Annotated in this window: 14 protein-coding genes and 1 riboswitch; of the genes, 7 read left to right on the forward strand and 7 right to left on the reverse strand. The window is 63.4% G+C overall.

The window, feature by feature from the left end:
• Positions 1–73: 73 nt before the first annotated feature.
• A riboswitch (TPP riboswitch) is annotated at positions 74–187 on the forward strand.
• 43 nt (positions 188–230) lie between these two features.
• The 4 genes from thiB (at position 231) to H0241_RS12625 (ending at position 5667) form a co-directional block, all read left to right on the forward strand.
• Positions 231–1238 (forward strand): thiamine ABC transporter substrate binding subunit, encoded by a 1008-nt coding sequence (gene thiB / locus H0241_RS12610; protein ID WP_181057828.1) that lies wholly within the window; start codon positions 231–233, stop codon positions 1236–1238.
• 323 nt (positions 1239–1561) lie between these two features.
• The gene (gene thiP / locus H0241_RS12615) at positions 1562–3163 is read left to right on the forward strand and encodes a thiamine/thiamine pyrophosphate ABC transporter permease (RefSeq protein WP_181057830.1); all 1602 of its coding nucleotides are present in this window, start codon (positions 1562–1564) and stop codon (positions 3161–3163) included.
• A gap of 8 nt (positions 3164–3171) precedes the next feature.
• The gene (gene thiQ, locus H0241_RS12620; RefSeq protein WP_181058225.1) at positions 3172–3924 is read left to right on the forward strand and encodes a thiamine ABC transporter ATP-binding protein; all 753 of its coding nucleotides are present in this window, start codon (positions 3172–3174) and stop codon (positions 3922–3924) included.
• 336 nt (positions 3925–4260) lie between these two features.
• Complete coding sequence (locus H0241_RS12625) at positions 4261–5667, forward strand: M48 family metalloprotease (protein ID WP_235984270.1); 1407 nt, start codon at positions 4261–4263, stop codon at positions 5665–5667.
• Positions 5668–5728: 61 nt separating this feature from the next.
• Here the strand turns inward: H0241_RS12625 and H0241_RS12630 are convergent, their stop codons facing one another.
• Together H0241_RS12630 and H0241_RS12635 are read right to left on the reverse strand one after the other, a co-directional pair.
• On the reverse strand, positions 5729–8101 hold the full coding sequence (locus H0241_RS12630; protein WP_181057835.1) for a caspase family protein: 2373 nt from the start codon (positions 8099–8101) through the stop codon (positions 5729–5731).
• A gap of 164 nt (positions 8102–8265) precedes the next feature.
• Complete coding sequence (locus H0241_RS12635) at positions 8266–9129, reverse strand: RNA polymerase factor sigma-32 (RefSeq protein ID WP_181057837.1); 864 nt, start codon at positions 9127–9129, stop codon at positions 8266–8268.
• A gap of 446 nt (positions 9130–9575) precedes the next feature.
• Between H0241_RS12635 and H0241_RS12640 the strand changes: the two genes are divergently transcribed.
• The 3 genes from H0241_RS12640 (at position 9576) to H0241_RS12650 (ending at position 11932) form a co-directional block, all read left to right on the forward strand.
• A complete protein-coding gene (locus H0241_RS12640; protein ID WP_181057839.1) occupies positions 9576–10349 on the forward strand; it encodes an amino acid ABC transporter substrate-binding protein in 774 nt (257 codons plus the stop codon).
• A gap of 144 nt (positions 10350–10493) precedes the next feature.
• Positions 10494–11174 carry an amino acid ABC transporter permease gene (locus H0241_RS12645; RefSeq protein WP_181057841.1) on the forward strand — a complete coding sequence of 227 codons (681 nt, stop codon included), beginning with the start codon at positions 10494–10496 and terminating at the stop codon, positions 11172–11174.
• Positions 11171–11932: an amino acid ABC transporter ATP-binding protein gene (locus H0241_RS12650; RefSeq protein ID WP_181057843.1), complete on the forward strand. Its 762-nt coding sequence runs from the start codon at positions 11171–11173 to the stop codon at positions 11930–11932. Before H0241_RS12645 ends, H0241_RS12650 begins: the two co-directional genes overlap by 4 nt.
• Positions 11933–12007: 75 nt before the next feature.
• Here the strand turns inward: H0241_RS12650 and H0241_RS12655 are convergent, their stop codons facing one another.
• From H0241_RS12655 to phbB, 5 genes are all read right to left on the reverse strand, one after another.
• Complete coding sequence (locus H0241_RS12655) at positions 12008–12589, reverse strand: CarD family transcriptional regulator (RefSeq protein WP_023673664.1); 582 nt, start codon at positions 12587–12589, stop codon at positions 12008–12010.
• A gap of 371 nt (positions 12590–12960) precedes the next feature.
• Positions 12961–13299 carry a ferredoxin FdxA gene (gene fdxA / locus H0241_RS12660; protein WP_027031582.1) on the reverse strand — a complete coding sequence of 113 codons (339 nt, stop codon included), beginning with the start codon at positions 13297–13299 and terminating at the stop codon, positions 12961–12963.
• Between the two features lie 149 nt (positions 13300–13448).
• Positions 13449–13835 (reverse strand): RNA-binding S4 domain-containing protein, encoded by a 387-nt coding sequence (locus H0241_RS12665; protein WP_181057845.1) that lies wholly within the window; start codon positions 13833–13835, stop codon positions 13449–13451.
• 76 nt (positions 13836–13911) lie between these two features.
• Entirely contained in the window at positions 13912–17364 is a 3453-nt protein-coding gene (locus H0241_RS12670) for a helicase-related protein (RefSeq protein WP_181057847.1), read from the reverse strand.
• Between the two features lie 659 nt (positions 17365–18023).
• The gene (phbB, locus tag H0241_RS12675) at positions 18024–18749 is read right to left on the reverse strand and encodes an acetoacetyl-CoA reductase (RefSeq protein ID WP_181057849.1); all 726 of its coding nucleotides are present in this window, start codon (positions 18747–18749) and stop codon (positions 18024–18026) included.
• Positions 18750–18878: the final 129 nt, after the last annotated feature.

Below are 18878 nucleotides of genomic sequence, written 5' to 3' on the forward strand. Positions count from 1 at the left end.
GGTTCCCACTTTTCGGAATCATGCTCGAGCAAACTTCCGCTTGCGTGGCACCTTGGCCGGGCCTATGTGTCGAAACGCTCTAACGGGGTGCCGGACGCGATCTCGCGGACCGGCTGAGAGGCAGTCTCGCCAACCCGCTGAACCTGATCCGGTTTGTACCGGCGGAGGGATTAGACGCTTCGGACAGACCGGCGCCTCAATTCCTTTCAACACCAATGAAGGAGGCGCCGATGCGCATGTTGTTGTCCCGTCTTGTCCCAGCCCTGGGTCTTGCTGTTTCGCTTTTGGCAAGCCCTGCGTCCGCGCAGGACAAACTCACCATCTATACCTATGAGAGCTTTACCGCCGACTGGGGTCCAGGCCCTGCTGTGAAGAAGGAATTCGAAGCCGAATGCGGCTGTAATGTCGATTTCGTCTCGGTCGCTGACGGCGTCGCGCTGCTCAACCGCGTCAAGCTCGAAGGGGCGTCGACCAAAGCCGATATCGTGCTTGGCCTCGACACCAACCTGACCGCCGAAGCCAAGGCCACCGGGCTGTTTGTCCGGCATGGCGCGGTGGCTGAAAACAGCGTGCCGGGCGGTTGGAGCGACGATACTTTCGTGCCCTATGACTATGGCTACTTCGCCGTCGTTTACGACACCGAGAAGCTGAAGAGCCCGCCCAAGAGCCTCAAAGAACTGGTCGAGGGTGACGCCATCGACAAGATCGTCATCCAGGATCCGAGGACATCGACGCCGGGTCTCGGCCTGCTGCTCTGGGTCAAGTCGGTCTATGGTGACAAGGCGCCGGAAGCCTGGGCCAAGTTGAAGCCGAAGGTGCTGACGGTGACGCCGGGTTGGAGCGAGGCCTATGGCCTGTTCACCAAGGGCGAGGCGCCGATGGTGCTGTCCTACACGACCTCGCCGGCCTACCACATGGTTGCCGAAAACACCGAGCGCTACGAGGCGGCGTCCTTCGAGGAAGGTGAGTATCTGCAGATCGAAGTCGCCGGCATCACCACCACGGGCGCGAAGAACCCGCTGGCGGCAAAGTTTTTGGCCTTCATGACCGGACCGAAGTTCCAGGGCGTCATTCCCGAGACCAACTGGATGTTCCCGGCTGGCAAGACCGACAAACCGCTCAACCCGGCGTTCGATAAGTTGGTCAAACCGGCCAAGACGCTGCTGTTCAGCCCGGAGGAGGTTGCGGCCAACCGCAAGGCCTGGGTCGATGAGTGGCTGACGGTGATGAGCAAGTAGGTTTTGGCTGTATGATCAGAAGATGAGTGCCCTACGGCGCCCCCCTCTGTCCTGCCGGACCCAGCCCTTCGCTATCGCTTCGGGCGTTCGTCGTTCGGAAAGCCAAGCAATTGGCTTTCCGTCCGCTGCGCGGACCACTCCTCACCCCCCTCAAGGGGGGAAATTGGGTGTCGCCTCGGCCTTCGCTAACCTCCAACGTTTTGAGCGGAGCGCGGAAACTGCTGATCTCCCCCCTCGTGGGGGAGATGTCCGGCAGGACAGAGGGGGGCGCGAAGGAACGCGGCGCTCGCTAAGCTCCGCCAACCGCCCGACGCAGGTGCAGCGTGCAGCGCGCGCGCTCTGACCCCCGCATCACCGCCGGCATCGTCGCGCTGGCGGCGATCGCGCTGCTGATCGGCGGCGCCTTTGCCGGGCTCATCCGCGAAGGCGCACACGATCTCTCAGGCGCTGCGTCCGCCTTCGATCTCTATCTCCTGCGCGTCGTCCGCTTCACGCTTTGGCAGGCTGCGCTCTCGACGCTGCTTTCCGTCGTGCCGGCGCTGTTCGTCGCCCGCGCTCTGTCGCGGCATCCGCGCTTCTTCGGTCGTGGCTTCATCCTGCAACTGTTCACCGTGCCGCTGGCCTTGCCGGCCATTGTTGCGGCGCTGGGCATACTGGCGCTCTATGGCCGCGCCGGCTATTTCGCCGCGATTGGTGGTCAAAGCTGGCCCGATATCTACGGCCTTTCGGGCATCCTCGCTGCGCATGTCTTCTTCAATCTGCCGCTGGCAACGCGGCTGTTCCTGGAGGCGCTAGGGACGGTGCCTGTCGATCAATGGCGGCTGGCAAGCCAGCTCGGCATGGGGGCGAGACCAGCTTTTCGACTGGTCGAATGGCCGGTGCTGCGCGCATCCCTGCCGGGCGTCGCCGGACTTGTCTTCATGCTTTGCATCACCTCCTTCACCGTCGTGCTCATCCTGGGCGGCGGGCCGGCGGCGACGACGCTGGAGGTCGCCATCTACCAGGCGCTGCGTTTCGACTTCGACCCGGCAAGGGCAGTCACACTGACGGTGCTGCAGATTGCGCTGACCTTCGCCGTTGTACTGGCGCTGACGCGGCTTGGCGCCAATGTGACCGGCGACGCCAACCTGCCGGTGGCGCCGCGCCGCTATCTCTCGGCCGGAACAACTGAAACGGCGTTCAATGCCATCCTGATCGTGCTCGCCTTGCTGTTCGTCGCTGGGCCGATGGCGGCAACCGTCGCATCCGGCCTTGGCGCCGATCTCAGCCGGCTGGCCGGCGAAAGTGCTGTGCGCCAGGCGACGCTGACCAGCGCCGGTCTCGGCCTGCTGGCGGCGCTGCTTTCGGTGGCGCTGTCGCTGTCGCTGATCATGGCGCGCCGGGCGCTGGCCCTGCGCCGCCGTGGCGGCCGGTCGCTGCTCGAACATGCCACCGACACCGGCGCCGGTTTTGTCCTCGTCGTGCCGCCCATCGTCATCGGCGCCGGCTGGTTCCTCTTGCTGCGCACGGTCAGCGATGTCTTTGCCATCGCGCCGGTCATGGTCGTCACCGTCAATGCGGTAATGGCGATGCCTTTTGCCATCCGCGCGATGCGTCCGGCCTATGATGCAGCGAGCGAACGCCACGAAAAGCTGTGCGCACAGCTCGGCATTTCTGGCTGGAACCGGCTACGCCTGGTCGATTGGCCGTCGCTACGGCGGCCACTGGCCACCGGCTTTGCCTTCGCCATGGCGCTGTCGCTCGGCGATCTCGGCGTCATCGCGCTGTTCGGCAGCGATTCGGTCCAGACATTGCCTTATCTCCTGCTGGCGCGCATGGGCAGCTACCGCACGGCCGATGCCGCCGGGCTCGCATTGCTGCTCGGGGCGGTCTGCCTCGCTCTGGTGGTCGCCGCGGATTGGTTGGGACGAGGAGAAAGATCGTGACTTCCGCCATGGAAAAAGGCGTGGCCGTGCGGCTGGACAAGGTCTCGTTCAGCTATGGCGAGGCGCCGTTCCTGTTCGATGTCGAATTCGCGGCGTCGAAGATCACCGCCATCATGGGGGCAAGCGGCTCGGGCAAATCGACCTTGCTCAATCTGGTGGCCGGCTTCGAGACGCCGCAATCCGGCCGCGTTCTGATCGGAGGCGCCGATGTCGGCGCTTCCGCGCCGTCGGCGCGACCAGTCTCGATGGTGTTCCAGGAAAACAATCTGTTTGCACATCTCTCGGTCGAGAAGAATGTCGGCCTCGGCCGCTCGCCCTCGCTCGGCCTGACCGAGGCCGACCGCGCCGCAATCGCCGAGGCACTAAGCCGTGTCGGCCTTGCCGGCAAGGAAAAGCGCCTGCCGCGAGAACTCTCCGGCGGCGAAAGGCAGCGTGTGGCGCTCGCCCGCGTGCTGGTGCGCGACCGGCCGGTGCTGTTGCTCGACGAGCCGTTCGCGTCGCTCGGACCCTCACTGCGTGACGACATGCTCGACCTGGTGGCCGGCGTCCATGCCGAGCGGGCGATGACTGTGCTGTTCGTCACGCATCAGCCGGAAGACGCGCGGCGCATCGGCGAGGACATGGTTTTTCTGGACAATGGCAGGGTTGCCGCAACGGGAACTGCGGCCGATTTTTTCGATGGCACTGGCCCTGAAGCGTTTCGGCGCTATATCGGCGCAAGTTCGGGCGGATCACGCGATATTGCCCGGAAGCGGACATAATTTACGACCAAACCGGCTACAGGTGATGTGGCGCTTGCTTGCCATGGTCCAGTTGATGTGGCTAGGTCCGCTCAGTACTGGTCCGGCACGAGCTGTGATTTGCCGCCTACAGCGCCGCATCCATCCGGATGTGTAAAACGCTGTAGGTTTTTTGATTTGTGCAGGATTGCCACCGAAAAATTCGATTTTTCGCTGGCGCGGACCCGTGGGTCCAGGTCATGCGCCGAGAGCTGAAGGGACGCCGTGCTGTCGACCGGCACTGACACTTTGAGACGCAGACCGCTGGCGCGCTTCCTCGCGCTGGCCGGCCTTGCCGTGGCGCTGGCCAGTTGCCAGATGTTCACGCCTCCGGAAGTGCAGGAATCCGGCTTCCAGCCTTCCGACAAGCCGATCACAGTCGACAATGTCGCCGCCAACAGCAAGCTCGCCGAACTGGCAAAGGCCCAGCATCCGCGCATCCTCGCCACCTATGGCGGCGAGTATTCCGATCCGAAGCTCGAGCGGATGGTGGCCAAGGTCGTCGGCAGCCTGACCGTGGTGTCGGCCAATCCGACCCAGACCTATCGCATCACCATTCTCAATTCGCCCAACGTCAACGCCTTCGCGCTGCCGGGCGGCTATCTCTACGTCACCCGCGGCCTCTTGGCGCTGGCCAATGATTCGGCCGAACTCGCCGCCGTCATCGCGCATGAGATGGGCCACGTCACCGCCAATCACGGGCTGCAGCGCCAGCAGCTCGAGGCCGAGGAAGGCCTGGCGACCAAGGTGGTCTCCGACGTGCTCGGCGACAGCCCGACCGCCAAGGCGGCACTCATCCGCGGCAAGCTCAGGCTGGCGCAATTTTCGCGCAACCAGGAGCTGGAGGCCGACGCCATCGGCATCAAGTCGATCGGCGAGGCCGGCTACGATCCCTATGCCGCCGGCCGCTTCCTGCAGTCGATGTCGGCCTATACCGATTTCCGTTCGATCAGCGGCGCGACCGATGCCAGCCTCGACTTTCTGGCCACGCACCCCAACACGCCGCAGCGCATCGACCTGGCGCAGCGCCACGCCCGCCAGTTCGGCGCGCCCGGCGTCGGCACGCGCGACCGCGATTCCTTCCTGGCCGGCATTGACGGCCTGCTCTACGGCGACACGCCGGAAGAGGGCTATGTGCGCGGCCAGACCTTCCTGCATCCGGGCCTCGGCGTGTCGTTCACGGTGCCGGACGGTTTCATCATCGACAATACGGCCGCGGCGGTGACGGCGACCGGCCCTGGCGACATGGCAGTCCGCTTCGACGGCGTGTCGATCGACAAGGACCGCGCGCTGACAGACTATATCAGAAGCGGCTGGGTGGCCGGTCTCGACGAGACCAGCGTGCGCCAGGAGACGATCAACGGCAACGAGGCGGCGACCGCGCATGCCGGCGCCGACGGCTGGCAGTTCGACATTGCGGTGATCCGTGCCGGCGGCCAGGTCTACCGGCTTTTGACGGCGGCCCCGTCGGCCAGCATGACGCTCGATCCGGTGGCGCGCTCGGTCAGCGGCTCGTTCCGCATCCTGAGTGCTGCCGAGAAGGCGGCGCTGAAGCCGCTGCACATCCGCGTGGTCACCGTTCAGGCCGGCCAGACGATGGGCTCGCTTTCTGCGCAGATGGTCGGCGTCGACCGCAAGCTCGATCTGTTCCGGGTGCTCAACGCGATGTCGCCGGGAGCCTCGGTTTCGGCCGGCGACAAGGTCAAGATCGTTACGGACAAGTAGCAGCGCAGTCCGGTTCGATAGGGTCTGCCCGTGCGATGTACGGCTGCGGTCACTGGTACCCTCAGAAGTTGCTGTTAGTGTCGGTATCGGTGCCACTGTCGCCATCGGTGCCTTCGCTGGTGCTGCTGTCTGTGCCCTCACCGCCGCCCAAATTTGCAGAACCGCGCTCGGAACCATTACCGTTGTTGCCGGCCCATGCGGCCCTGCCGTTTTGCTTCTGCACGGGGTTGTCCGGGATTGCTGCGGCTGTCCGCTTGCCTGGCTTCGGGGTCTTCGGTCTTGGCGCGGGTATGTGAACTACCTTTATTCTAGTGATGATTTTCGGGGGCTGGACCTTGCATGCCGGAATCGCCAAGGCGACCTGCTTTGGGGTGCTGAGAACACCCAGGGAATACATCTGTTGCCGCTCGATCCCGGCTCTGAAGAAGGCGAGCGCGCGGTCCGGATCAGCTGGAACACCATTGCGACCTTCCATGAAGATCGATGCGAGATCGTTAATGGCATCGATATGCCCCATCGCCGCCGATTTGAGCAGCAAGTCCAATCCCTTGGCGGTATCGCGCTGGACGCCGCGCCCATTGAACAGGGTGCGTCCCCACGCGGTCATGGCGTAGGGATCACCCTTGTCGGATGCTTCTGAATAGGAGCGGTTGGCCTGTTCTGGATTCGCGGCCGTTCCTATTCCAGACGAGACGATGGAGCCGAGCGCGAAAACCGCGCGGACATATCCCTTGTCGGCGGCCTCCTGGATTGCCTGCCTGGCCTCGTCGACCTTGCCGGCGGCCAGCAATGCCCGTCCGAGTTCGTAACGGAAGCGGGCAATCTCTGGATAGGTCTTCACGGAGGCCTGGCAGAGCTCAACCGCGTCATCGCCCATCTCGTTCGCCAGCCGGCCGGGGATAACGCCTTGCAGGTCGAGAGGTTCGCCCGCCGCTCGATCGCAGGGATCGACGCTCGGCGACAGCTTCAGCGTCGCCTGCCTCGATGCGTCGTCGGCACGGATCTGAAAGCCTATCTCGACGGGCGTCGCGGAGCCGATTTGCGCCTCGTAGCGCAATTTGTCGACATCGTCGGCCATCAGGCTCGATTGAGGCGACAGGATGCGGTCCGGCAGGGACAGCGTCCCCGTTGCCGGATAGTTTGCGAGCGTCAAGCTGATCGACGGGTCCTTGGCCGGGAAATCCAGCTTGAGCGGAACCGGGCCGACGCCGACGGGAATTTCGATGTCGCGGTTCTCGATCGCCTCGGCGGCGTCGGCGATACGAATGCCGCGCTCAACCACCGCCTGCTTCTGCTCGGCCGCGAGTGAGGCCACGAGTTGCTTGCCCTCGGCGCCCGCGCCGTTCCTGATCCGCAACAGCAGAACGCCCTGGGATTCGCCACCCCACTCGTTGTGCGTGGTGTAGGCCAGCGTATCCACCTGCTCCTGCCCGCTCGCCAATTCGGGGGCGTCCATGCGCAGACGCGACAGGTCCTTACCATCGATCCTTTCGCCCATGGCCAAGGGCTTGCCATCAAGCGTCAGCCGTCCGAGTGCCGGCAGGCTTTCGATGCTGACACTGACTGCGCCACCGTCGACGTCAACCGGCGCCGGCAGATCCAGAGCGACTGGCCCGATGCCGGACGGCACGATTTTCTCCAGCACCGGCGGCAGCGCCGGGCGGTTGGCGCGGGGCATCAGAAAGACATCGTCGAGAAGCGAGGAATTTTCCCATGGAACCTGCTTGCCATCGGTAGCCTTGACCACGTCGCGGCGCACGGCGGACATGACGGCCCTTATCTCCTGGTTCGGCGCCAACGCACGACGGGAGAAGGCGGAGGAAAATGGGCTGAGATTGCCGCTCCCGTCATAGGCAACGGCTCCCGGCTCGGTGGCAAAGGCGATCAGCGCGTTCTCAGAACCCTTCACCTGCGCCAATCCGCTACCGCTGGCGACGATCAGCTGGTCGCGAAGCCAATAGTTCTTGCGCGGAAAAGGATTGTTGCGGCAGGCGTCGAGGATAATCACCTGGATTTTCGATTTCGATCGCAACTGCAGCAACATGTCATCGAGCTTGATTGCCTGAACTTCCACGTCGGCCGCGTCCTTAAGCGTGGCGTCGACCGGGATGAGAAAGTTCTCGCCGCCGATCTGGAAGCCGTGGCCCGAATAATAGACCACTGCGAGATCAGCACCGTCGGCCGCCGCGAGATAGGTGCGGAAACGCTCCTCGAACTGAAGCCTGGCCAAATCCTTGGCAACGAAAACGTCGAAGCCGGCCGTCCGGAACGTGCTTGCGATGTCTCCGGCATCCTTGTCCGGGTTCTTGAGCGCCGGAAGTTCCCGGTATTCGGAATTGCCGATCACAAGAGCAACCCTCCGATCGGCGCTAGCCTCGAAAGTCGTCAGGGTCACAAGGATCAAAGCTGCAAGAAACACGCAGAATCGCGACATGGCAAAATCCTCATCCGCTATGGTCTGAAACCCCAAAAGACACCCCTCAGCTAAGGGGGTCTGTTAAAGAATTCACAATCTGGGCATGAGGCAGAAGGAAATCAGGCGTGCTGATCTTATTTTTTGGTTGGCAATTAAATTAATACTGCTGACAACAAGATATTTCAGGCTGCCTGCGTCTCGAACTCAGGGTTCTGCTTGACCAGCGCCACCTTCAACTTTTCCATGGCGCGAGCCTCGATCTGGCGGACGCGCTCCTTGGAAATGCCGAGCGTCTCGCCGAGCGCTTCGAGCGTAGCGCCTTCGTCCCTCAGCCGGCGTTCCTCGATGATCCTGAGTTCGCGCGCATTGAGTGCTCTGAGCGCTGCCTTCAGCCACACCAGGCGCCGCTCGACATCGATGGTGTCGCCGGCGACCTCATCCGGTAGCGGATCGTCCGAGACCAGGAAGTCCATCCGCTCGGTGGTGCCGGTATCGTCGGCGAGCGGCGCGTTGAGCGAGGAGTCAGGCGCGGAAAGCCTGGAATCCATCATGGCCACATCGGCCTCGGAGACGCCGAGCGCTACGGAGACTTCGCGATAGAGCGTGGCGTTGGAGATCGGCTCGGCGCCATTGGCCAATCGGGCGCGCAAGCGCCGCAGGTTGAAGAACAGCGCCTTTTGCGCCGAAGAGGTGCCGCCGCGCACGATCGACCAGTTGCGCAGGATGTAGTCCTGCATCGAGGCGCGGATCCACCATGTCGCATAGGTCGAGAAGCGCACCTCGCGCTCCGGCTCGAAGCGCGCCGCCGCTTCCAGCAGCCCCACATGGCCCTCCTGGACCAGATCGCCGAGCGGCAGGCCGTAGTGGCGGAATTTCGAAGCCATCGAGATAACCAACCGCATATGGGCGACGGTGATCCGATGCAGCGCCTGCTGGTCCTGGTCTTCCTTCCAGCGCAATGCGAGAACATGTTCCTCGTCGCGCTCGAGGTAGGGCGCTTTCATCGCCGCGCGGACCATGGACCGTCCTGCCGTGTCTTCGATCATGCCGCGCTCCTGCTCCCGGACATTTTCGGACGGCCTGGCGGCCGCTATCTCCAGAGTGGTTCATCGTTTCGAGGAAACGACGACCTGCTCGATCTCCTTGTCTTGAAGCAATTCCCGACGGAAAACCGTTTCACACTTTTCCTGGAATTGCTCCGGTCTGGCGCAGCTGGGGTTCTTGAAATGGAAACGCAGCGCCCTACAACACGGCATGAACGTGCCATACCGGGGATTGGTTCCGCCGCCGATGGCGGTTGTTTTGTGCTGTGCGACAGCGTGCGTCGACTCCGCAAAAGCGGGGCGATTGGCACGGATCGGGCCTGTTTTGAGAATCTGATTTCTGGATCGCCGCTTTTTTGAAATCTGGTTCCTTATTTTGCGTCTCTCTATCTGTCAGTTTCCGGCTCTCACAAGTGCCGGACACCGGCCAAGGACGGGATCACACAAAAATGAAATGGCTCAATTCGCTCATCGTCGCCGGAACGCTGCAGGTTCTGGCTGTCACATCAGGCCACGCCGGCGCCAATCTCGACCAGATCAAGCAGGCCGGCACCATCAAGGTCGGCACGGAAGGCACCTACGCGCCCTTCACCTATCATGACGCGTCCGGTGCACTGGTCGGCTTCGACGTCGAGATCGCCAAGGCGATCGGCGACAAGCTCGGCGTGAAGGTCGAGTTCCTCGAAGGCAAATGGGACGGGCTGATCGCCGGTCTCGACGCCAACCGCTACGACGCCGTCATCAACGAGGTCGGCATCACCGACGCGCGCAAGGCGAAATACGACTTCTCCGACCCCTACATCGCCTCCAAGGCGGTGCTGATCGTGCGCGGCGACAACCCCGACATCAAGACCTTCGCCGATCTCAAGGGCAAGAAGTCGGCGCAGTCGCTGACCTCGAATTTCGGCAAGCTCGCCGAGACCAACGGCGCCGAACTCGTCGGCACCGACGGCTTCGACCAGTCGATCCAGTTGCTGCTTACCGGCCGCGCCGACGCCACCATCAATGACAGCCTGTCCTTCCTCGACTTCAAGAAGCACAAGCCGGACGCCAACGTGAAGATCGCCGCGCAGGAAGAAAACGCCGACTATTCCGGCGTCATCGTGCGCAAGGGCGATCCGGAGCTGGTGGCAGCCATCAACAAGGCGCTGGCCGATATCAAGGCCGACGGCACCTACAAGAAGATCGCCGACACCTATTTCGGCCAGGACGTTTCGCAATAACGAAAGTCCCCCGGCGATCGCCGGCGGCAATGAAACAACAGCGGTGGGCTGTCTTTGACGGCTCGCCGTTTTTTCGCATGATATGACAAACCGCACAATTGCACTGCCGGTCATCGCCGGCAGTCTGTGAGGGAAGGAGCCGTCGTGCCGCACTGGCTATACCTGATGCTGGACTCGTTGCCGACGCTGCTGTGGGCGGCGCTGGTCTTCACCGTGCCGCTGACGCTGCTGTCGTTCGCGCTCGGCCTGTTCGTCGGGCTGGTTGTCGCTGTGGTGCGGCTATTCGGGCCGAAGCCCTTGGTCCTCGTGGTCCGTTTTTATGTCTGGATCTTTCGCGGTACGCCGCTGCTGGTGCAGCTGTTCCTGATCTTCTACGGCTTGCCCTCCGTCGGCATATTGCTCGATGCCTTCCCGGCGGCGCTGATTGGCTTCACCCTCAATATCGGCGCCTACAGTTCCGAAATCATCCGCGCCGTGATCGGCTCGGTGCCCAAGGGGCAGTGGGAGGCGGCCTATTCGATCGGCATGACCTGGAGCCAGGCCATGCGGCGCACCATCCTGCCGCAAGCCGGCCGCGTCGCGGTGCCGCCGCTGTCCAACACCTTCATCTCGCTGGTCAAGGATACGTCGCTGGCCGCGGCCATCACCGTGCCTGAAATGTTCCAGGCAGCACAGCGCATCGTCGCCACCACCTATGAGCCGCTGATCCTCTATGTCGAAGCAGCAATCCTTTATCTGGCGATGAGTTCGGTGCTGTCGGCCTTGCAGACGCGGCTGGAGGAGCGGCTCAACCGCTATGGCGGCTTTCTGGAGGCGCGCTCATGATCGGCCTTACCGACATCGAAAAGCGCTTCGGCGACAATCTGGTGCTGAAGGGTGTGACTGTCACCATCGCCGAAGGCAGCGTCACCGCGCTGGTCGGCCCGTCCGGCGGGGGGAAAAGCACGCTGCTGCGCTGTATCAACCTCCTGGAGATCCCGACGTCGGGCACGGTGCGCATCGGCGATGAGACGCTGGAGTTCCGTCCCGGCATCAAGATCCCCAGCCGGGACATCCAGCGCCTGCGGCTGCAGACCGGCATGGTGTTCCAGAATTTTCAGTTGTTTCCCCACCGCACCGCCATCGAGAACGTCATGGAAGGGCTGGTGACGGTGCTGAAATGGCCAACGGCGAAGGCGCACGAGCGGGCGCTGGCGCTGCTCGAAAAGGTCGGGATGGCGCATAAGGCCGATGCCTGGCCGGCGACGCTGTCGGGCGGCCAGCAGCAGCGCGTGGCGATCGCCCGCGCGCTGGCGCCGTCGCCCAAGGTGCTGCTTTGCGACGAACCGACCTCGGCGCTGGATCCCGAACTGGCGCAGGAAGTGGTCGACGTGCTGGGAAAGCTGGCCAGCGAAGGCACGACCATGGTGATGGCGACCCACGATCTCAGGCTCGCCTCCAAGATCGCTCAGGAAGTGGTGTTCCTCGATGCCGGCGTGGTCGTCGAGAAGGGGCCGTCCGCCGTGGTGTTCTCCAACCCGGAGCGCGAACGGACGAAGCGCTTTATCGCGACACTGAAGCAGGAGGCCGAGAAGGAAGCTTAGGCAGACGTCACCGGCAGCAAAAACAAAAAACCCGGCGCAAGGCCGGGTTTTTCATGAATTCAAATTCGAGAGCGATCAGGCAGCTTCTTCCTGCTCGGCTTCCTCATTGTCGGCCTTGGCGCCGCGCTTAGGGCCCTTGTTGAGGTTGACCTCGATCAGGCGCACGGCTTCGGTTTCCGACATGCGGTTGACGGCGGCGATCTCGCGGGCCATGCGGTCGAGTGCCGCCTCATAGAGCTGACGCTCGGAGTAGGACTGCTCCGGCTGGTTGTCGGCGCGGTAGAGGTCGCGCACGACTTCCGAGATCGAGATCAGATCGCCCGAATTGATCTTGGCATCATATTCCTGGGCACGGCGCGACCACATGGTGCGCTTGACGCGGGCGCGGCCCTGCACGACCTTCAGTGCGCGCTCGACATAATCCTCTTCCGACAGCTTGCGCATGCCGATGGAGGTCGCCTTGGCGACCGGCACCTTCAGCCGCATCTTGTCCTTCTGGAAGTCGATGACGAACAGTTCCAGCTTGTGGCCCGCAACTTCCTGCTCGTCGATCGAGACGATCTGGCCGACGCCGTGCGCCGGATAGACGATGTACTCGCCGGTCTTGAAACCGTGACGTGCCGAGGTGGACTTCTTCTGCGGGGTGATCGTAGCCATTACGCCCTGAACTCCTTGTTGTGGTACCGGCGGCCTGCCGGTCCGAACGCGTGCGACCGGGGACACCGATCGTTAGCCGCACAACAGATGAACCCATCGGAAAAAGCCGGGACCGGCAAACCGCATATATAGCGACTGCCTGGCCCAGATCGCTCTGGTCCGATTGGGGATTTCACCTTTCAGTGATTTGGGGCGCTTGCGCCATAAATCGACGTTGTGTCACCGGCATGTTTCAACTGATGTAGCACAAAAAGTCGGAAGAATCAAGGTTTTGCTGCAAACGCGAAGGTCGAGCGACATCGCCGCCTGTCAAGGCAGTTATTCCATGATGCGCGTTACGCAGCGTTATGACGGCCAAGTCGGCCGTAGCATCAGTCGCCTTCACCCGGCTCGGCGGAGAAGTATTTCTCGAACTTGCCGGCCTCGCCGTCGAAGGTCTTGGCATCTGCCGGAGGCTCCTTCTTGGCGGTGATGTTGGGCCATTTCTCGGCGTATTCGGTGTTGACCTGCAGCCATTTGTCGAGGCCCGGCTCGGTGTCGGGCTTGATCGCATCGGCCGGGCATTCCGGTTCGCACACGCCGCAGTCGATGCACTCGTCGGGATGTATGACGAGCATGTTTTCGCCTTCATAGAAACAGTCGACCGGACAGACCTCGATGCAGTCCATGTACTTGCATTTGATGCAGTTGTCGGTCACGACATAGGTCATTGGTCGGCTCCGGGACGTCCCGTCCTCGCTAGGCTTTTTTGGTGAGGTAACGCCTTTGCCTGCCGCTTGCAAGGGCGGCTGTTCCCGGCGGGACCGGCGCGTCCGGAATGGAATTCCAGATCGCCGGCATGGCGGAGGGCGCCAACGCCTCAGTCTTCGCCGAACAGCCGGTCGGTTTGCCTGCGCTCTTTCTTGGTCGGCCGGCCGCTGCCGGCGTCGCGCAATGCGGGAATGGCATCGGCAACAGCCTCACCTTTCGGCGCGGGTGGCGGCGACATGTCCTCGTAGAGGGTGCGCGCTTCCTCGGCCGGACCGCGCCGCACGCCCGTGCCGAGCACCTTCCAGACGACGATGCGGCGCTCGAGCGTGATGGTCAAAACGTCGCCGGGTTTGACCAGATCCGATGCCTGCGCTGCTTTGTCGCTGTTAACGCGGACGCGTCCGGCAACCACCAGCTTGGCCGCCAGCGAGCGCGATTTTACGGCGCGTGAGAAGAACAGCCACTTGTCGATGCGCTGACGACCTTCAGCAACCATCGCAGCGAGTTATCTCTTGTTGGAGCATGATCTTGTCCGAAAACCGGTTCCCACTTTTCGGGATCATGCTCAGAGCCTACTTCTTCAGCTGGTCGCGCAAGGCGGCGAGCTTGGCGAAGGGCGAATTCGGATCGAAGCGCACCGGGCGTTCCTCGCGCGGCTTGGCCTGGAAGGCCGGCTTGCCGCCTTGCGGGCCGGCTTTGCCTTCCGGCCTGCCGCCTTTCCAGTCGGGGCGGCCTTCGCGGGGACGCTCGCCTTGCGGCTTGCCGTCGCGGCGCTGTTCGCCCTCGGCCTGCGGCTTGGGCTTGAACTTCGAGCGGTCGAAGCGCGGCTTGGCAGCCCCGTCACGTTGGTCGCGCCGACCCTGATAGGCCGGCCGCTCGCCAGTTGCGGGCTGTCCGCCGGTGGCGTCGGCAGGCGCATCGGTGCGCGCCGCCTGGCCGTTGCGCGGACGATTGTCCCGGCGGCTTTCGTGGCGATGGCGCGGGCGCTGCTCAAAACGGCCCTGCCGCCACAACAATATCGGCTTTGGTTCTTCTGCCTCAGGGGCAGGCTCAGCGATTCCACCCTCCCCCTCGTGGGGAGGGTCGGCGCGCAGCGCCGGGGTGGGGGCAGCGCCGGCTTCAGCGGTTGCACCTGCATCGTTTATGCGGTCTGCACCATCTGCTTCGTCAGCGCTGTCACCCCCACCCGCGTCGCTTCGCGCCGCGACCTCCCCCATCGAGGGGGAGGTAAGGGCGTCAGCGCTTTCGGCGGGAGTGACTTCAGCAGCGGCTTCCGCCACTTGTGTCTCTTCCGAGACTTCGGCAGGCGTTTCCGGTTGGGCGTCCGCGACAGCTTCCGATGCAGCTTCGGCGACGGGCTCCGCAGCAGCCTCGGCTGCAACGTCTGCGGTAGGCGCATCCGGCTCCGCACCCTCCGCCGGCGCGTCGACAACGGCGTCGGCATTGGTCGCAGCTTCCGCCGCCTGGGCCTGCTCGGCCTTTGCAGCTGCGTCCGCAGCCAGCTTGGCGGCAGCCGCTTCCCGCGCGGCGTTGTCCTGCGCTTCCAGCCGCGCCTTCACCTCTGCGGGCGGCTTCGGCTCGGCGCGGTAGCCGAGGCCTTTCAGGATCTCTTCCATGTCGTCGGCAGTGGCGCCGAGGATCGACATCATCGGCGGTGTCACCATGAAGGACTGGCCATCATAGGCGCCGTCGGGGCGTTGGCCGAGGCCGGGCTTCCAGTTGGTCGCCGGCCGGATCAGGTCTGCCAGCCGTTCCAGAATGTCGATGCGCACGGCGCGGCGGCCGAGATTGCGGTAGCCGGCGAGCTTGTAGAAGGTCTTGTCGAAAGCCGGGTCGATGACCACCGAAGTGCGGCCGGAGGCCAGCGCGTGGACGACGTCGCCGTAGCCGGGCTTGTCCTTGCCGTCATTCTTCAGCGCCCACAAAAGCGTAATCAGTCCAGCGGGCGCTGGCTTGATCAGTGCCGGCACGAAGACATGGTAGGCGCCGAAGCGCACGCCGAGCCTACGCAAGGCGGCGCGTCCCTCCTGGTCGAGCGACTTCATCTCCTCGGCGATGTCGCGGCGGTTGATGAGGCCAAAATGCTCGACGAGCTGGAAGGCGATGCCGCGGCCGATGCCGGTGATCTGATCGGCGTTCTTCAAGTCGACCAGCGGCTTCAGCAGCGACTCGATCTGGAAATTGACGAAGCGCTCGGCGCGCGCGGCGACCTTGTCGCGGGCGGGGCCGGTCAGCTGCTCGTCGGCCAGCAGCACCAGACGCGGCTTCAGCGCGTCTTCGCCGGCAACCAGCGTGCCGATCGGTGCGCCGATCCAGCGCAGCGTGCCGTCGGAGCCGAGCGCGAGGTCGCCATTGGCGCAGGCGCCAAAGCGTTCGGCGCGCGCCTCGAACTCGGCGGCCAACGCTTTTTGCGCTGCCGTACGCACGGCCTTGGCGTCTTCGCCGCCGGCGCTCTGGTCGGCGGTGAAGCGGAACCCTTGCAACTCGCCGACATGATGGCCTTCGACAAGGACGGTTCCGGTAGGACTGATTTCGGCTTCAGGCATTGTATTTTCTCTAAGGCGCCGCATGAGGACGGAAGTCCTGCGGTCTACAAACCGTTTCGTCAACCGCTCATGCAGCGCATCCGACAATCTGTCTTCGATTTCGCGCGTCTTTTCCTGCCAGTGTGCCTGATCGGCCAGCCAGCCCGGTCGGTTGGACACGAATGTCCAGGTGCGGATCTGGGCAATCCGGTGCGACAGCGTGTCGATATCGCCTTCGGTGGTGTCGGCCCTGCGCACCTGCTCGGCCATGTAGTTCTCGTCGACATGGCCGTGTTTGGCGAGGTCCGTGTAGATCGAGGCGATCAGGTTGGAATGCTGGGCCGGCGCGATTTTGCGGTAGTCGGGGAGAGCACAGGCCTCCCACAGCAGCGCCACGCGCTTGGCATTGGTGGCCAGCGCGCGGATGTCCTCGTCGCGGGAGAGATGTTCGAGCGCCTGCGCATCGACCGCCGGCAGCGCCCGCGTGAGGCCTTCGACCGGCGCGTTGGTCTCGATCGAGCGCTTCAGTGCATCAAGGCTGGCGAAATCGAAATGGGCGGTGCGCCATTGCAGCACCTTCACCGGATCGAACTCGTGGCCTTCGATGCGCTTGACCAGTTCCTCGTCCAGCGGATCGACCTGGCCGGTGACGCCGAAGGTGCCGTCGCGCAGATGCCGGCCGGCGCGGCCGGCAATCTGGCCGAGCTCGGCCGCAGTCAGATTGCGGTACTGGTAGCCGTCGAATTTGCGGTTCTGGGCAAAGGCGACATGGTCGAGATCGAGGTTGAGACCCATGCCGATGGCGTCGGTAGCGACGAGATAGTCGACGTCGCCCGCCTGGAACATTGCCACCTGGGCGTTGCGGGTGCGTGGGCTGAGCGCGCCGAGCACGACGGCGGCACCACCTTGCTGGCGGCGGATCAGCTCGCCGATGGCATAGACCTCGTCGGCGGAGAAGGCGACGATGGCGGTGCGACGCGGCAAACGGGTCAGCTTCTTCGAGCCGGCATAGGCGAGGTGCGACAGCCGTGGCCGCGTCACCACCGAAACGCCCTTCAACAGCCGTTGCAGGATGCCATGCATGGTGGCGGCGCCAAGCAGCAGCGTTTCCTGGCGGCCACGCAGGTGCAAGATGCGGTCGGTGAAGATGTGGCCGCGCTCGAGGTCGCCGGCGAGCTGCACCTCGTCGATGGCGACGAAAGCGGCGTCGGTCTCGCGCGGCATCGCCTCGACGGTACAGACCGAATATTTCGCGCCGGGCGGTTGGATTTTTTCCTCACCGGTGATCAGCGCGACCTTGTGAGCGCCGACCTTTTCGCAGACGCGGGCGTAGACTTCTCGCGCCAGAAGGCGGAGCGGCAGGCCGATGATGCCGCTCTCATGCGCCACCATGCGCTCGATGGCGAGATGGGTCTTGCCGGTGTTGGTCGGGCCCAGCACGGCGGTTACGTCGCGGCCCGACAGGATCAGCGGCTCGGTGTGTTTCGGCTGGATGTTCATCGGCCCGGAAATGAGGCTTTCTGCATCGTGTTGTCGGGAGCGCGCCTCGCGTGGCGCGTATGACAGGCGACACATAGGGATTTCAGGCGCGAAGCGAAAGCGGAATGTTCCGGCCGGCAGTTCTGAGGTCTCCTTCGAGGTCCGGATTGCTCCCGATTAACAGTTGGAACGAGTCTGGAACGAAACGGCGACGAATCAGTGACTCCGGCAGATTCAGCTTTTGTTCACGGCTACATATGGATTTTGCGACTGGGAGTCTCACCACATGCTGAATCCATTGAACTGGCCCGATTCCTGCAGGGCGAGCTTTGCCATTAACCTTTGCCGATGAAGCATGGTCGCCGCTCAACGCGCCTTGGCCAAGATTGTGAAATTGTTGACTTTTCCTAATCGGCCTTAACCATTTGGCCGATGTTTTCCGCCGTCGCCACTAACGTTTCGGTCAAAGCCGGAACGAATCGGCGACGAATCAGCGATGGCGGGATTTTCCCGTTCTGTTCACCCCAACATGTTGTGTTACCCACAGCTTGCCCACCGAGAATCCACAGCTTGTGAAGCAGGTTTTGCACAGGGCGCCTGGAAGCCGTTAATCTTTGCGTGCCGGAACGGGGCAGCACCTCGGTCCGCGAACCGCCCGTCTCCTCACGAAGGCCCGTTGCTCAGACGAAATACTGGCCGCCATTGGCGGTGATGGTCGATCCGGTGATGAAGCCGGCGTCCTCGGAGGCGAGGAAGACGACGCAGCGCGCGATCTCTTCCGGTTCGCCGAGGCGGCCGACCGGGATCTGCGGGATGATGCGTTCGTTGAGCACCTTCTCGTCGATCGCCTTGACCATCTCGGTGGCGATGTAGCCGGGGCAGATGACGTTGACGGTGATGCCTGCGCGAGCCCCTTCCTGGGCCAGCGCCTTCGAAAAGCCGATGTCGCCGGCCTTGGCGGCGGAATAGTTGACCTGGCCGGCCTGGCCCTTCTGGCCGTTGATCGACGAGATGGTGATGACGCGGCCGAACTTGCGGTCACGCATGCCGCCCCAGAGCGGATGCGTCATGTTGAAGACGCCCGAGAGGTTGGTGTCGATGACCTCTTTCCACTGCTCGCGCGTCAGCTTGTGGAACATGGCGTCGCGGGTGATGCCGGCATTGTTGACCAGCACCGAGACCGGACCGAGATCAGCCTCGACCTGTTTGATCCCGGCCGCACAGGCGTCGTAGTCGGCGACCGACCATTTGTAGGTCTTGATGCCGGTTTCGGCGCTGAACTTCCCTGCTGCCTCGTCATTGCCGGCATAGTTGGCGGCAACCGTATAACCGGCATTCTTCAGGCCGATCGAAATGGCGGCGCCGATGCCGCGCGATCCACCGGTGACGAGCGCTACTTTGGTCATGAAAGTTTCTTCCTCCCTTTGGTCGGAAGAGCGAGTAGGGAGTAGCGAATAGCGAGTAGGGTACGATGTCCCGCCGCGCTGAAGCCATTCTTCCCTATTCGCTACTCCCTATTCGCTACTCACTTCTTT

It is taken from the genome of Mesorhizobium neociceri (assembly GCF_013520985.1).
GTDB lineage: Bacteria > Pseudomonadota > Alphaproteobacteria > Rhizobiales > Rhizobiaceae > Mesorhizobium > Mesorhizobium neociceri.

What these genes read in the sequence shown, in the direction of transcription:
- thiB (WP_181057828.1), top strand. Translation starts at nt 231, where the DNA reads ATGCGCATGTTGTTGTCCCGTCTTGTCCCAGCCCTGGGTCTTGCTGTT.
- thiQ (WP_181058225.1), top strand. Translation starts at nt 3,172, where the DNA reads ATGGAAAAAGGCGTGGCCGTGCGGCTGGACAAGGTCTCGTTCAGCTAT.
- H0241_RS12625 (WP_235984270.1), top strand. Translation starts at nt 4,261, where the DNA reads ATGTTCACGCCTCCGGAAGTGCAGGAATCCGGCTTCCAGCCTTCCGAC.
- H0241_RS12630 (WP_181057835.1), bottom strand. Translation starts at nt 8,101, where the DNA reads ATGTCGCGATTCTGCGTGTTTCTTGCAGCTTTGATCCTTGTGACCCTG.
- H0241_RS12635 (WP_181057837.1), bottom strand. Translation starts at nt 9,129, where the DNA reads ATGATCGAAGACACGGCAGGACGGTCCATGGTCCGCGCGGCGATGAAA.
- H0241_RS12640 (WP_181057839.1), top strand. Translation starts at nt 9,576, where the DNA reads ATGAAATGGCTCAATTCGCTCATCGTCGCCGGAACGCTGCAGGTTCTG.
- H0241_RS12650 (WP_181057843.1), top strand. Translation starts at nt 11,171, where the DNA reads ATGATCGGCCTTACCGACATCGAAAAGCGCTTCGGCGACAATCTGGTG.
- H0241_RS12655 (WP_023673664.1), bottom strand. Translation starts at nt 12,589, where the DNA reads ATGGCTACGATCACCCCGCAGAAGAAGTCCACCTCGGCACGTCACGGT.
- fdxA (WP_027031582.1), bottom strand. Translation starts at nt 13,299, where the DNA reads ATGACCTATGTCGTGACCGACAACTGCATCAAATGCAAGTACATGGAC.
- H0241_RS12665 (WP_181057845.1), bottom strand. Translation starts at nt 13,835, where the DNA reads ATGGTTGCTGAAGGTCGTCAGCGCATCGACAAGTGGCTGTTCTTCTCA.
- H0241_RS12670 (WP_181057847.1), bottom strand. Translation starts at nt 17,364, where the DNA reads ATGAACATCCAGCCGAAACACACCGAGCCGCTGATCCTGTCGGGCCGC.
- phbB (WP_181057849.1), bottom strand. Translation starts at nt 18,749, where the DNA reads ATGACCAAAGTAGCGCTCGTCACCGGTGGATCGCGCGGCATCGGCGCC.